This is a genomic window from Nocardiopsis sp. LDBS1602 (assembly GCF_035818715.1).
GTDB classification, from domain to species: domain Bacteria; phylum Actinomycetota; class Actinomycetes; order Streptosporangiales; family Streptosporangiaceae; genus Nocardiopsis; species Nocardiopsis alba.
The window spans coordinates 536,626-550,162 of record NZ_JAYLVW010000003.1 but is presented as its reverse complement, the minus strand read 5'-3'; the positions used below and the strand labels follow the sequence as shown (position 1 = coordinate 550,162).

11 protein-coding genes are annotated in these 13,537 nt (G+C 69.0%); 5 read left to right on the top strand and 6 right to left on the bottom strand.

Annotation, left to right across the window (positions count from 1 at the left end):
- Nucleotides 1–127: 127 nt before the first annotated feature.
- The 3 genes from U9J66_RS14455 to U9J66_RS14445 form a co-directional block, all read right to left on the bottom strand.
- On the bottom strand, nt 128–1,414 hold the full coding sequence (locus U9J66_RS14455; protein WP_026124999.1) for a citrate synthase: 1,287 nt from the start codon (nt 1,412–1,414) through the stop codon (nt 128–130).
- A gap of 773 nt (nt 1,415–2,187) precedes the next feature.
- Nucleotides 2,188–3,810 carry a peptide chain release factor 3 gene (locus U9J66_RS14450; protein ID WP_042282356.1) on the bottom strand — a complete coding sequence of 541 codons (1,623 nt, stop codon included), beginning with the start codon at nt 3,808–3,810 and terminating at the stop codon, nt 2,188–2,190.
- Nucleotides 3,811–3,946: 136 nt separating this feature from the next.
- Nucleotides 3,947–4,663 carry a TetR/AcrR family transcriptional regulator gene (locus U9J66_RS14445; RefSeq protein ID WP_161111126.1) on the bottom strand — a complete coding sequence of 239 codons (717 nt, stop codon included), beginning with the start codon at nt 4,661–4,663 and terminating at the stop codon, nt 3,947–3,949.
- A gap of 139 nt (nt 4,664–4,802) precedes the next feature.
- Here U9J66_RS14445 and U9J66_RS14440 point away from each other — a divergent pair, with 139 nt between their 5' ends.
- Nucleotides 4,803–5,957: an acyl-CoA dehydrogenase family protein gene (locus tag U9J66_RS14440; RefSeq protein ID WP_014909567.1), complete on the top strand. Its 1,155-nt coding sequence runs from the start codon at nt 4,803–4,805 to the stop codon at nt 5,955–5,957.
- Between the two features lie 54 nt (nt 5,958–6,011).
- Here the strand turns inward: U9J66_RS14440 and U9J66_RS14435 are convergent, their stop codons facing one another.
- Both U9J66_RS14435 and U9J66_RS14430 read right to left on the bottom strand, forming a co-directional pair.
- Entirely contained in the window at nt 6,012–6,827 is an 816-nt protein-coding gene (locus tag U9J66_RS14435) for an NAD(P)H-binding protein (RefSeq protein WP_026124997.1), read from the bottom strand.
- 95 nt (nt 6,828–6,922) lie between these two features.
- Nucleotides 6,923–7,168, bottom strand: a complete 246-nt coding sequence (locus U9J66_RS14430; protein ID WP_161111125.1) for a hypothetical protein — start codon at nt 7,166–7,168, stop codon at nt 6,923–6,925.
- A 180-nt stretch (nt 7,169–7,348) separates the two neighbouring features.
- On the opposite strand from U9J66_RS14430, the gene U9J66_RS14425 reads away from it, so the two are divergent.
- The 4 genes from U9J66_RS14425 (at nt 7,349) to U9J66_RS14410 (ending at nt 11,695) form a co-directional block, all read left to right on the top strand.
- On the top strand, nt 7,349–8,533 hold the full coding sequence (locus U9J66_RS14425) for a sensor histidine kinase (protein WP_017534535.1): 1,185 nt from the start codon (nt 7,349–7,351) through the stop codon (nt 8,531–8,533).
- Complete coding sequence (locus tag U9J66_RS14420; RefSeq protein ID WP_187294556.1) at nt 8,530–9,219, top strand: response regulator transcription factor; 690 nt, start codon at nt 8,530–8,532, stop codon at nt 9,217–9,219. The genes U9J66_RS14425 and U9J66_RS14420 overlap by 4 nt, the downstream gene beginning before the upstream one ends.
- A 99-nt stretch (nt 9,220–9,318) precedes the next feature.
- Nucleotides 9,319–10,755, top strand: a complete 1,437-nt coding sequence (locus U9J66_RS14415; protein ID WP_326337915.1) for a glutamate decarboxylase — start codon at nt 9,319–9,321, stop codon at nt 10,753–10,755.
- Nucleotides 10,756–10,777: 22 nt separating this feature from the next.
- Entirely contained in the window at nt 10,778–11,695 is a 918-nt protein-coding gene (locus tag U9J66_RS14410; protein ID WP_017534532.1) for a glutaminase, read from the top strand.
- A gap of 22 nt (nt 11,696–11,717) precedes the next feature.
- Here U9J66_RS14410 and U9J66_RS14405 read toward each other — a convergent pair whose 3' ends face one another.
- The gene (locus tag U9J66_RS14405; RefSeq protein WP_042282363.1) at nt 11,718–13,430 is read right to left on the bottom strand and encodes a serine/threonine-protein kinase; all 1,713 of its coding nucleotides are present in this window, start codon (nt 13,428–13,430) and stop codon (nt 11,718–11,720) included.
- Nucleotides 13,431–13,537 lie beyond the last annotated feature (107 nt).

Below are 13,537 nucleotides of genomic sequence, written 5' to 3'. Positions count from 1 at the left end.
CAAGGAAAGGGAGGTTCTACACCCGTCTCACGTGACCCACGCGCCCCCCGGACACACGATCGCCCGCCCACGTCGTCGACGTGGGCGGGCGGTCACGCGTGTGCCCGCGAGGGGCGTTCGGGCGCGGCTAGCCCTGACCGGGGTAACGGCGCTCGCCGGAGCCGATGTAGTGCTGGCGCGGGCGCGCGATCCGGAAGGCCGGGTCGTGGAGCTGCTCGCGGTAGTGGGCGACCCAGCCGGGCAGACGGCCGATGGCGAACAACACGGTGAACATGTTGGTCGGGAAGCCCATGGTGCGGTAGATGACGCCGGTGTAGAAGTCGACGTTCGGGTAGAGCTTGCGCTCGGTGAAGTACGAGTCCTCGAGGGCGGCGGCCTCGAGCTTGAGGGCCAGCTCGAAGAGCTCGTCCGGGTTCTCGTCCCGGTCCAGGATCTGGCTGGCCAGAACCTTGATCTCCTTGCTGCGCGGGTCGAAGTTCTTGTAGACCCGGTGACCGAAGCCCATGAGGCGGACCTCGCGGGCCTTGACGCGCTCGAGGAAGTCGTCGATGGAGATACCGGAGTCGCGGATCTCCTCCAGCATCTCCAGGACGGCCTGGTTGGCGCCACCGTGGGAGGGGCCGGAGAGGGCGTTGATACCGGAGGCGACGCTGGCGAAGATGTCCGCCTGCGAGGAGCCGACGACGCGCACGGTGGCGGTCGAACAGTTCAGCTCGTGGTCGGCGTGCAGGATGAGCAGCATGTCGACGGCCTTGCTGAACAGGTCGCCCAGCTCGCCGCTCGCGGCGTTGTCGCCGAAGGTCATCCGGATGAAGTTGTCGACGTAGCCGAGCGAGTCGTCCGGACCGATCGGGGCCTCACCGATCGAGTTGCGGTAGATACGGGCCGCGATCGTCGGCAGCTTGGCCATCAGCCGGATCGTGGCGAGTTCCACCTGGGCGTCGTCCGAAGGGTCGACGCTGTCGTCGTAGTAGGCGGCGAGGGTGTTGACGGCACTGGCCATCAGCGACATCGGGTGACCGTTGCGCGGCATCGCGTCGATGAACGCGCTCATCTCGGCCGGGATGTCGGCGTTGTCACGCAGCTTGTCGGAGAATTCCTTGAGCTGGGCGGGCTCGGGGAGCTCGCCGTAGATCACGAGGTAGGCCACCTCGAGGAAGTTGCTGTTGACGGCGAGGTCCTCGATCGAATACCCGCGGTAACGCAGGATCCCGGCCGCCCCATCGATGTAGGTGATCTTCGAGCTGCACGAGGCGGTGTTGCCGAACCCCGGGTCCAGGGTCGTCATACCGGTCGACCCCAGCAGGGTCTTCAGCTCGATGGTGCTCTCACCCTCGGTACCGGTGAAAACCGGCAGCTTCAGCACGCCGCCCTCGTAGTGGAGCTCCACCGTGCGCTCTTTGTCATCGCTCATGCCCGAGGTCAACCTTTCCAGGCGGGGGATACGTGAGGTGCGTCGAACGCGGGGCGATCCGCCGCCACGTTCTTGATTCACTCGTTATTGTTCTGTTTTGTTAAACGACAGTTAAGCAAAATCATATAAGTTTCACCGATTCACGAACAGGTGACATGCAACACATACCCAGACGTGAGGATAATTACCACAGAGTGAAGATTTACAAACTTTGCCGACCATCGATAACACCGCGATCGCCCTGAGACACGACGGACGGTGACGGGGTTCTCCCGCCCACCTCCCGCCGGTCTCCTGGACCGGTCCCCTGGGCCGCTCGAGCCCCACCCGCACCCCCCGGCGGGAACGTCCTTCACAGATCCGGACATACCCTGATGGGGCCTGGTGCGACCAGGTGTTCGAACACGCCCTAGTGGCCTGGAATCAGGGTACCTTCGCCCTGATCAAGAGGGTCGACGCGGGGTGCCCCGGACTCGGTGATCTTGGCCTCTGATCCGCCCCCCTGGAGCCCCCGAGGCCACAGGAAGCACCTTTTCCTACCCATCCCGTGGAGCGGATATGTGTGCCGCGAACGAGATTTCACACTCGTTCGGAGAAGAGGGCACATCGACCCCGTCGGTGTTCCGTCGGGAACACCGACCTTGGTCCCGAACCGGCTCGGCAATTGCCCTGGAAGAAGGCACCGGGAGATACAACCGGTGACGCCCGCGAACGCGTGGTGAACAACGGGAACGACCTTTGCCGAAAAAGGCGGGCGGGTCGCCGGAGGCCGACTACGACTCGTCGACACCGCCGGCGAGCAACGCCTCCATCCACAACGACGGATGGTCGCGCTCGATCACCTTGAGACGCCACTTGTTGTGCACCAGCACCAACAACTCGTCGTCGGAACGACGACGCAGCACCTCGGCGCCGGACAGCCCGTGCAGCACCGGAGCGGACTCGGCGTCGGTGCGACGTGCCACCGAGTAGTCCAGCGGCGAGACGTCGATCGGGCTGCGGAACTCCTGCTCCATCCGGTGCTTGACCACATCGAACTGGAGGGGGCCCACCGCGGCCAGGACCGGGGCCTGCTCACCGCGCACATCCGAGGTCAGCACCTGGACGACGCCCTCGGCGTCCAGCTGGGCGATCCCCCGCTGGAACTGCTTGTACTTGCCGGCGTCCTTGGCCCGGGCCACCACGAAGTGCTCCGGGGCGAAGCTCGGGATCGGCGGGTAGATCACCTTGGGGCCGTCGTAGAGGGTGTCCCCCACCGCCAGCGCCTGGGCGTTGACCAGGGCGATGACGTCACCCGGGAAGGCCGTGTCGATCGTGGAACGGTCCGCGCCGAACACCGCCTGGGTGTACTTGGTCGCGAACGGACGCCCCGTCACCGCGTGGGTGAGCACCATCCCGCGTTCGAAGCGCCCCGAGCTGACCCGGACGAAGGCCATCCGGTCGCGGTGGTTCTTGTCCATGTTGGCCTGCATCTTGAACACCTGGCCGGAGAACGGGGTCTCCACCGCCCGGGGCGCGTCCTTCTCGTCGACCTTGGCCGAGGGCGCCGGGGCCAGCCCCACGATCGCCTCCAGCAGCTGACCGACACCGAAGTTGGACAGCGCCGCGCCGAACAGCACCGGGGAGGACTCCCCCGCCATGAAGGACTCGGGGTCGAAGTCGGCGCCCAGCGCCTCCAACAGCTCGATCTCCTCCTGGGCCTGGGTCCAGGCGTCCAGCTCGACCTCGGCGGCGCGATCGGGGTCCAGGACCTCCTCGATGGCCTTGCGCGCGCCACCGGGGGTCCGGGTCATCTTGGTGTAGGTGCCCGAGCGACGGTCGACCAGCCCCCGGAAGTCGCCGGCGATGCCCACCGGCCAGTTGAGCGGGGTGGGACGCAGACCGATGCGCTGCTCGATCTCGTCCAGGAGCTCCAGCGGCTCCCGGCCCGGACGGTCCCACTTGTTGACGAACGTGATGACCGGCATCTTCCGGGCCCGGCACACGTCGAACAGCTTCAGGGTCTGCGGCTCCAGGCCCTTGGCCGAGTCCAGCAGCATGATCGCGCAGTCGACGGCGGAGAGCACCCGATAGGTGTCCTCGGAGAAGTCGGCGTGACCGGGGGTGTCCAACAGGTTGAGGACGCGGTCGTCGTAGTCGATGCGCAACGCGGCCGAGGTGATGGAGATCCCTCGGTCCTGCTCCATCTCCATCCAGTCGGAGGTGACCCCGCGACGGTCGCCCTTGCCGTGCACGGCGCCGGCGGAGGAGATGGCCGCCGAGTGCAGCGCCAGGGCCTCGGTGAGCGTCGACTTACCGGCGTCCGGGTGGGAGATGACGGCGAACGTCCTCCGTCGGGCGGCCTCGTGGGCGACCTCGGTCTCCTGCTTGGTCGCGCCCGTCGTGTCCACGCTCATCCCCGCCGTTCGCCTCGCTTCGTCTCGTCTCCCGTTTTCCGGCCCCGTCCAGACTACGCTCGCGCGGGCGCGCGAACGACCGGAACCGATGGGAGAACGCACACGTGGAGGTCGCGCCGTGAAGCCGCCGGAGGGCTCACCCTCGTTCGTCGACCACCGAGGCCACCCTCCGCAGGAGTTCCGCGCGTTCCACGCCGCTCGGATAGACCGCCACCAGGACCCGGTCCTCGCGTCCCTCGCCCCCTCGCGGCCCCTCGAACAGCGGCCCGGCCATGGCGCGGACCCGTCCCATGGCCCGGTCGAAGCGTTCCCAGATCCCCTCCGCCTCCGGGTCGCGCAGCCAACCGCGCAGCACGTGGTTGTGCGCGGCGATCAGGGCCGCGGCGACCACCTCCGCCTCCAAGGAGGGGCGCCCGCCTCCGGTGCGCTCGGCCAGATGGTGGCTGAAGGCCGCCTGGTAGCGCGCGGTCATCGCCACCTCCCGGTCGCGCAGCCGATCGTGGGCGCGCACCAGCCGATAGCGGGGCACCGTGATCTCGGGGTCGCGCACGTATCCCTGGAAGACCAACCGCGCGGCGGAGACCACCGTGTCCAGAGGAGGTTCCGGAGAGGCCTCCATGTAGCGCACGACCGTCTCGAACAACTCGTCGTGCTCGGCGAAGAGGACGTCCTCCTTGGAGCCGAAACGTCGGAAGAGGCTCCTGCGGCTGACCCCCGTGGTCTCGGCGATGCCCGCCATCGTGGTGGCCTCGTAGCCCTCCTCGGTGAACAGCCGCACCGCGGCCAGGACCACCTCGCGGGTCTCGGCGCGCTGCTGTCCGCCGCGCGCGGCGCGTTCGCCGTTCGAACCCATGACCGTCTCCTCCCCACCGGAGTGCCGGCGCGCCTCGTTCACGACCGCCGCCCCGGGCGGTGTACTTCACCACCCCCACCCTCTATTCTGGCACTGAATGCCATACAGCGGCACTTAGTGCCAGACACCGGGGAAGAACATGAGCGACTTCGACCTGTTCAAGACCAGCGAGGAGCACGAGGAGCTGCGCGCGGCGGTGCGCTCCGTGGCCGAGGACAAGATCGCGCCGCACGCCGCCGAGGTGGACGAGAAATCTGCCTTCCCTCAGGACGCCCTCGACGCCCTGACCGCGACGGACTTCCACGCCGCGCACATCTCCGAGGACTACGAGGGTGTGGGCGCCGACGCCCTCGCGACCTGCATCATCATCGAGGAGGTCGCTCGCGTGTGCGCCTCCTCCTCCCTCATCCCCGCGGTGAACAAGCTCGGCACGATGCCGCTGATCCTGGGCGCCTCCGAGGACGTCAAGAGGCGTTACCTGACCCCCGTGGCCCGCGGCGAGGCGATGTTCTCCTACGGCCTGTCCGAGCGCGAGGCCGGTTCCGACACCGCCTCCATGCGCACCCAGGCCACCCCGAAGGGCGACGACTGGGTGCTCAACGGCCAGAAGTCGTGGATCACCAACGCCGGTGTCAGCGAGTACTACACGGTGCTCGCCGTCACCGACCCCGAGGGCCGCCGCGGCCGCAACGTCTCGGCGTTCGTCCTGCACGCCGACGACGCGGGCTTCACCCTGGGCGAGCCCGAGCGCAAGCTGGGCATCAAGGGCTCACCCACCCGTGAGCTGTTCTTCGACGACGTGCTCGTCCCGGGCGACCGCATCGTCGGCGCCCCCGGCGAGGGGCTGAAGATCGCCCTGCGCACCCTGGACCACACCCGCGTCACCATCGGCGCCCAGGCCGTCGGTATCGCCCAGGGCGCCTTGGACCACGCCGTGGCCTACGTCAAGGAGCGCAAGCAGTTCGGCAAGGCCATCGCCGAGTTCCAGGGCGTCCAGTTCATGCTGGCCGACATGGCGATGAAGCTGGAGACCGCCCGCCAGATGGTCTACGTGGCCGCCGCCAAGTCCGAGCGCGACGACGACGACCTGGCCTTCTACGGCGCGGCCGCCAAGTGCTACGCCTCCGACGTCGCCATGGAGATCACCACCGACGCCGTGCAGCTCCTGGGCGGCGCCGGCTACGTGAAGGACTTCCCGCTGGAGCGCATGATGCGCGACGCCAAGATCACCCAGATCTACGAGGGCACCAACCAGATCCAGCGCATGGTGATGGCCCGCCAGCTCCTCAAGTAGGCCGCGTTCCCCGGCCCCGGTCGTGTCCGTCGACATGGCCGGGGCCGGGGTCGTTCAGAGCACGGACTCCCGGATGAACTTGGCCATCGGCACCGGATCCCGGCCCAGGGCCCGGCGCACGTCGTCGGTGACCCGGGCCGCCTTGCCGTCGGCGATGGCCCGGAAGCGCTCGTTGAGCGTGTCCACGTACCGGTCGGACCAGCCCATGTTCGTGGCCCGGAAGTAGAACCCGGCCTCGTCCACCTTCTTGTACCGCCACACGGGGCTCTCGGTCCCCTTGGTCATCCGGACCACGTCGCGGAAGGAGACCGGGTTCGGGCCGGTGAGCGTGTACTCGTGCTCGTGGTGTCTCTTGTCGGTGAGGGCCGCGACGACGGTGTCGGTCACGTCCTTGGCGTCCACGAAGCTGACCTCGGCGCGCTTGGACAGCGGCAACTCCAGACGCCCTCGGCGCGAACGGGCGATCCGGGCGAAGAGCCCCTCGGTGAAGTCCTGGTCCAGCCAGTTGGGCCGCACCACGGTCCACTGATCGAACAGTTCCCGGATCCTGCGTTCCAGAACGCGCTGTTCGGAGTCGGGCGGGCCGCTCTCGGCGCCCATGGCGGTGACCAGTACCGCGGTTCCGACCCCTTTCTCGACGGCCCGTTCCATGAAGGCCCCGGCCCTCTCTGCCAGCCCACTGGCCATGGGGACCGTCACGAACAGGCTCTCCACCCCCTCCAAGGCGTGGTTCCAGCTGCCGGTGTCGGTCCAGTCGAGCCGTACCTCACCGTCCCTGGAGGCCCCCGCGGCGGGCAGGCCACGTCTGCGCAGTTCGGTCAGGACACGTCGACCCACCTGTCCGGTGGCGCCGGTGACCAATGTGCTCATCGGGTGATCCCCCAGGTTCACGCACGGCTGCTCCGCCTGTCGACGCTACCTAGTGCCACGCGTGAAACGGGCGTGAAACGACACGACCGGAGGAATCAGGTGAGTCCTCTGCGGCTTGGGGAGAGCGATTCCATCGCCACGACGAGCACGATCCCGCAGACGGCGAGCCCCAGGTCGGCCAGGATCGCGTTCTCTTCCAGTCGGGGGATCGCGGACACGACGTGACGATCGAAGGCGTTGAGCACGACGCCCATGATCGGCTGGGCCCAGATCCGGTCGATGGCCCCGCTGATCCCCATGAGGAAGAGGAGGACCCCCAGGCCCTGGAGTACCTTGCGCATGACAGGAGCCTAGGAAGACGCCCCCGTCCGCCGGATCGGCCGACGGTGTCCCCTTTCCCCCGCCGAGGTCGCTCCCTTCGGCACGGGGACACGACCAAAGTAGGATCCCGCGCGGCCTTCGGTATCGAGTCGCCGCGCCCTTCTCCCCCTCGACGCGTACGCTGCCTAGACTCCGAGGCGATGAACGACACGACCTCCTCCCGGCAGCGGTACCGACGCGGAGCGCGGGACTGGGTCGTGGACTCCCTGATGTTCCTGACCGCGCTGGGTTTCGGGTTCCTGGGGGCGATGACCCTGCCCGGCGAACCCGCCCCGCCGTCCCCACCGGACCCTTTCCGGGTCGCCGAGCAGCTCACCGCCCTGGCCGCTTGCACCGCCCTGTGGTGGCGACGCCGGTGGCCGGTACAGATCGCGGTGGCCCTGGTCGCGGTCTCCGCCTTCTTCCCGCTCGCCGGTGGAGCGATGCTGGTCGCCCTGTTCTCTCTGTGCGTCCACCGTCCGCCCAAGGTGGGGCTGGCGGTGTTGGCGCTGAGCTTCCTCTCGTCCTACATCGGCGCCCTGGTCCATCCCGACCCGTACGACACACCGTTGGTGACGGCGTTCCTGTTGAGCGCGGTCTTCCAGGGCGCGGCGGCCGGTTGGGGGCTTTCGGTACAGCACCGTCGTCAACTGTTCGACTCCCTACGGGAACGGGCCGTGCACGCCGAGGCCGAGGCACGGTTGCGGGCCGAACGGGCACAGCATCGTGTCCGGGAGTCGATCGCCCGCGAGATCCACGACGTGCTGGGGCATCGCCTGTCGTTGCTCAGCGTGCACGCGGGCGCTCTGGAGTACCGGCCGGACGCTCCCCCGGAGGAGATCGCCCGCTCCGCCGGGGTGATCCGGGAGAGCGCGCACCAGGCCCTCCAGGACCTGCGCGAGGTGATCGGGGTACTGCGCGCGCCGGTGGGCGAGCTCCCCCAGCCCACCATGGCGGACCTGGACCAGCTGGTGTCCGAGGCCGGGAACACGGGGGCGGGCGTGGAGTTCGTGGAGGAGTACTCCGGCGAGGTCCCCGAGCGGACCGGGCGCACGGCCTATCGGATCGTCCAGGAGGGACTGACGAACGCGCGCAAACACGCGCCCGGATCCGATACCCGGGTACGGATCTCCGGCGGCGCGGGAGAGGGCCTGACCGTGGAGGTGGTCAACGGCGCCCCCGCACCGCCCACGGGGAGCGGTCCGGCCCGTTCCGAGAGGACGGGGGCCGGGCAGGGGCTGGTCGGTCTCGCCGAACGGGTCTCGTTGGCCTCGGGAAGGTTGGAGCACGGGCGGACGGACGATGGTGGATGGCGCCTCTCCGCCTGGCTACCGTGGTCGGCATGAGCGAATCGGACGACGAGCGGCGGATCGGCGTGGTGATCGTCGACGACGACGCCCTGGTCCGGGTGGGCCTGGTGATGATGATGGGCGGCGCGCCCGACATCCGGGTGCTGGCCGAGGCCGAGGACGGAGGCCGGGTCGTCGACCTGGTCGAGCGCCACTCCCCCGACGTGGTGTTGATGGACATCCGTATGCCCTCGGTGGACGGGCTGACCGCCACCGAGTCGTTGCGGGCCCTCCCGGATCCGCCGGAGGTCCTGGTGCTCACCACCTTCGACGCCGACGAGCACGTTCTGCGCGCCCTGCGCGCCGGCGCCGCCGGGTTCCTGCTCAAGGACACACCGCCGAAGGAGATCGTGGAGTCGGTCCGTCGGGTGGCCCGGGGGTTCCCGGTGCTCTCCCCCTCCGTGACGCGGAGGCTGATGGACCGGGTGGCCGACGCCGATCACAGCGAGCGCGCGGGGCGGGCCCGGAGCCGGTTGGCGGTGCTCAACGCGCGGGAGACCGATGTGGCCGTGGCGGTGGGGCAGGGGCGGTCGAACGCCGACATCGCCTCTCGGCTGTTCCTGAGCGTGCCCACGGTGAAGACGCACGTGTCGAACATCCTCACCAAGTTGGGGCTGAACAACCGTGTGCAGATCGCGCTGCTCGTGCACGACGCCGAGTTGCTCGACGACGAACAGGACTGAACCCGACACTCCGGGCAAGACTGCACCTTCTCCTCATCCGCCCCTCAGGTCACATACTGGTGGTGTTCATCACATCACCGCCAGCGTGAGAGGTGCGCCATGAGAGGTCCCGCTCCCGACGAGGACGTCTACGCGGAACGACTGATGCGGCGAGGAGCGCCCAAGGGGGACTTCCCCGAACGGGGCACCGAGGCCCGCGTCGCCTACCAACTGGTGCACGACGAGCTCATGCTCGACGGGATCTCCCGGATGAACCTCGCCACCTTCTGCACCACCTGGGTGGAGCCCGAGGTCCGCATGCTGATGGACGAGTCGATCGACAAGAACATGATCGACAAGGACGAGTATCCGCAGACGGCCGAGCTGGAACGCCGCTGCGTGCGCATGCTCGCCGACCTGTGGCACGTGCCGGAGCCCTCCGACCCCGTGGGCATCTCCACGACCGGCTCCAGCGAGGCCGCCATGCTCGCGGGCCTGGCCGCCAAGTTCTCCTGGCGGGCCCGGCGCGAGGCCGAGGGGAGCCCCACCGAACGGCCCAACCTGGTCTGCGGCCCCGTCCAGGTGTGCTGGGAGAAGTTCGCCCTCTACTTCGACGTGGAACTGCGGCGGATCCCCCTGAGCGGCGACACCTACGTCATGACGCCCGACGACGTCGACCGGTACTGCGACGAGAACACCATCATGGTGGTCTGCAACTTCGCCCAGACCTTCACCGGCCTGTTCGAGGACGTGAGCGGTGTCGCGGCGGCCCTGGACCGTTTCGAGGAGCGCACCGGGCACGATATCCCCCTGCACGTGGACGGGGCGAGCGGCGCCTTCACCGCCCCGTTCGTCTCCCCCGACCTGGTCTGGGACTTCCGGCTGCCCCGGGTCCGTTCGATCAACGCCTCCGGGCACAAGACAGGTCTGGCACCGTTGGGGTCGGGTTGGGCGATGTGGCGGAGGAAGGCCGACCTGCCAGAGGAGCTGGTCTTCCAGGTCGACTACCTGGGCGGGAACCAGGCCACCTTCAACCTGAACTTCTCCCGCCCCGGCGGTCAGGTCGTCACCCAGTACTACGACTTCGTACGACTCGGTCGCGAGGGCTACCGGATGATCCACTCCGCCACGCACGAGACCGCCCGCCACCTGGCCGAGGGGGTTCGGGCGATGGGGCCGTTCGACCTCGTCCACGACGGACACCCGGACCGGGGGATCGGCGCCGTGTCCTGGAGGCTGGTCGGCGACGAGCCCTTCACCCCGTACGACCTCGCCGACCGACTCCGGACCCGGGGTTGGCTGGTCCCCGCCTACCCGTTGCCCGCCGACCGGGACTCCGAGGCCGTCCAACGGGTACTGGTCCGCCACGGTTTCAGCCGCGACATGTCCGACCTGCTGTTGGAGGACATCGAGAGCGCGATCGAGCACCTGCGCACCCACCCGCCCTCGGTCCCGCTCGGCAGGGACGAGGCCGGCGGGTTCAACCACGGCGCCCGTTCCGTCATCGATCGCGCCGACGTCCCGAGCCCTCGGCCCGCCCGGGACTCACGCCGGTGAAGCCCACCGGAGAGGGGCCGACATGAGCGAGTACTACGACGGGGTCCTCGACGAGGTGATGGAGCGGGTCCGGCCCTACGTCGGAGCGGGGACGGTCGCCGACTACATCCCCCAGCTGGCGAAGGTCGACCCGGAGCAGTTCGGGTTCACCATGGCCACCGTCGGCGGCGATCTGCACTCGATCGGCTCCGCCACCACCCGGTTCTCCATGCAGAGCATCACCAAGGTGTTCACCCTCGCCCTGGTGATGGGGCGCTCCGACCACAACGTGTGGGCCCGGGTGCACCGCGAACCGTCCGGGAACGCGTTCAACTCGCTCTACCAGTTGGAGTTCGAGAACGGGATCGCCCGCAACCCGTTCATCAACCCGGGCGCCATCGTCGTCACCGACCAACTGTTGAACGACACCGGTGACGCGTTCACGGCCCTGCGGGACCTGCTCCGTGAGGAGACCGGCTCACCCGACCTGGACACCGACCACAGGACCGCCGCGTCGGAGCTGGCCACCGGGGACCGCAACCGCGCCCTGGCCTACCTGATGTCCGGCTTCGACAACATGCTCGAGCCGGTACCGGAGGTGCTCGACCACTACGTGCGCCAATGCGCGATCACCATCAGTTGTGAGGAGCTGGCTCTGGCCGGACTCCTCCTCGCCCGTCACGGACGACGGGCCGACGGCACCTCGCTGCTCGACCAGGGGCAGGCCCGCCGCATCATGGCGCTGATGCTGACCTGCGGCACCTACGACGCGGCGGGCGAGTTCGCCTACCGGATCGGCCTGCCCTGCAAGAGCGGGGTGGGCGGCGGGATCCTCGCCATCGTCCCCGGCCGCTACTCGCTGGCGGCCTGGGGCCCGGGGCTGGGCGAGAAGGGCAACTCGGTCTCCGCCGCCCTGGCGTTGGAGGCCTTCACCGACATCACCGGTTTCTCGGTGTTCTGAGCACCGGTGACGTCGGCTCCGATCAGTCCGCGGGGACGAAGGACTCCGAGATCCGGTCGAGCAGGGCGTGGTTGACCGACTGCGACTCGGGGCTCACCAGGAACAGCGCGTAACCGATGTCCTCGGTGTGGAAGCCGCGGTTGATCGCGTGCATCTCGCCGTTACGGCCGCTGAAGGTGAACTCCCAGTCGGCCGCGCTGACGTAGTCCCCGGCCCATTCGGCGTCCACGTCCTCGATGCCGATGAGCGAGTAGCCGGAGAAGTTCTGCCGGCCGATCGGCTCGAAGTCGCGCCAGTCGTCGCCGGCGTCGTCGTTGGGGTTCGACGTCTGGTCGACGAGGAGGTAACCGCCGTCCGGGTTGCGGAAGTAGACCATGTGCTGCTGACGGTCGATCTCCCAGCCCTCGGGAACGTCCACGGAGAAGCCGCTGGAGTCCTCGTGGCGGACGAGGAAGTCCCAGGGGTCCTCCTCTTCCTCCTCGGGCTCCTCTTCGGGTTCCTCCTCGTCCCGGGCGGACTCGTCGTCGGCCGGTTCCTCGGACGCCCCCGCGTCGGCTCGGTCGACGGGGTCGGGTTCCTCCTCGGCCCCGACCGCCGAGGCGACGTCCCCGGGGCTGCTCGCGCTGAGGTAGACGGTCGTGGCCACCCCGCCGAGCAGGAGGAGGAACACGAGCGTCAGGGCGGCGACGACGAGGGGGCGGGACCGCCGTCCGCCCGTCTTCCGGGAGGCCTTGGGCGGCGGGGGCGGGATCGCGGGTCCGGCCCCGACCGCCTGGTCCACCGGGCCCTCGGGGGTTCCGGCGGCGTGCTCCGTCCCGCTCACGACCCCGGCCGGTTCCGGTTCGGGCTCCACGATGGCGGGCGCGGCGGCGACGGTGGTGGCGGTGACCGAGGGCGCGGCGTCCGCGGAGTCCCGGATCCCGCGCAGGAGGGAGCGGACCTCGCCGATGGAGGGCCGGTCCTCGGGACGCTTCTCGCACAGGGCCTCCAGGACGGGACGGAGCTCTCCCGCGTTGGGGCTCTCCGGCAGGTCCTGGGTGACGATGGCGGTCAGAGTGGCCATGGGCGTGGGTCGTTCGAAGGGCAGGGTGCCCTCGACCGCCTGGTAGAGGGTGATGCCCAACGCCCACATGTCCGAGGCGGGCGTGGCCGAACGACCGTGGGCGATCTCCGGCGCCAGGTAGCTCGGCGAACCGATGAGCAGGCCGGTGCTGGTCAGATGGGTGGCCCCGTCCAGATGGGCGATGCCGAAGTCGGTGAGGACCGCACGGTCGTTCCCCGCGATGAGCACGTTGCCCGGCTTGATGTCGCGGTGCACGATGCCGCGGTTGTGCGCCTCGGCCAGACCGGCGGCCATCTGTTCACCGATGTCGGCGGCCCGCTTCACGGTGAGGGCGCCGTCCGAACGGATGAGGTCGCCGAGGGAGGGCCCTTGGACGAGTTCCATCACGATCCACGGGCGTCCGTCCTCCTCGGCCACGTCGAACACCGTGATGATGGACGGGTGGCTGAGCTGGGCGGCGCTGCGCGCCTCGCGGATCATCCGGGTCCGCAGGACCTCGACCTCGTGCGCGGGGAGGCCGGGCGGTGTGGTCAGCTCCTTGACCGCGACCGGGCGGTCCAGAAGGGTGTCCGTGCCGCGCCAGACGCGGCCCATACCGCCCTCGCCGATGATCTCGTCCAGACGATAGCGGTCGACCAGGACACGTCCGGGGTCTGCTTCCGAACTGTTCATATGTGCGCAATCCTCGGGAGGGCCCGTTCACGTCGAAGGCGGGTACGTGACACGGGGCGGGGCAGGGGTACAGGGGACGGCTCGGGGGATCATGTCGAGTGTAGAAG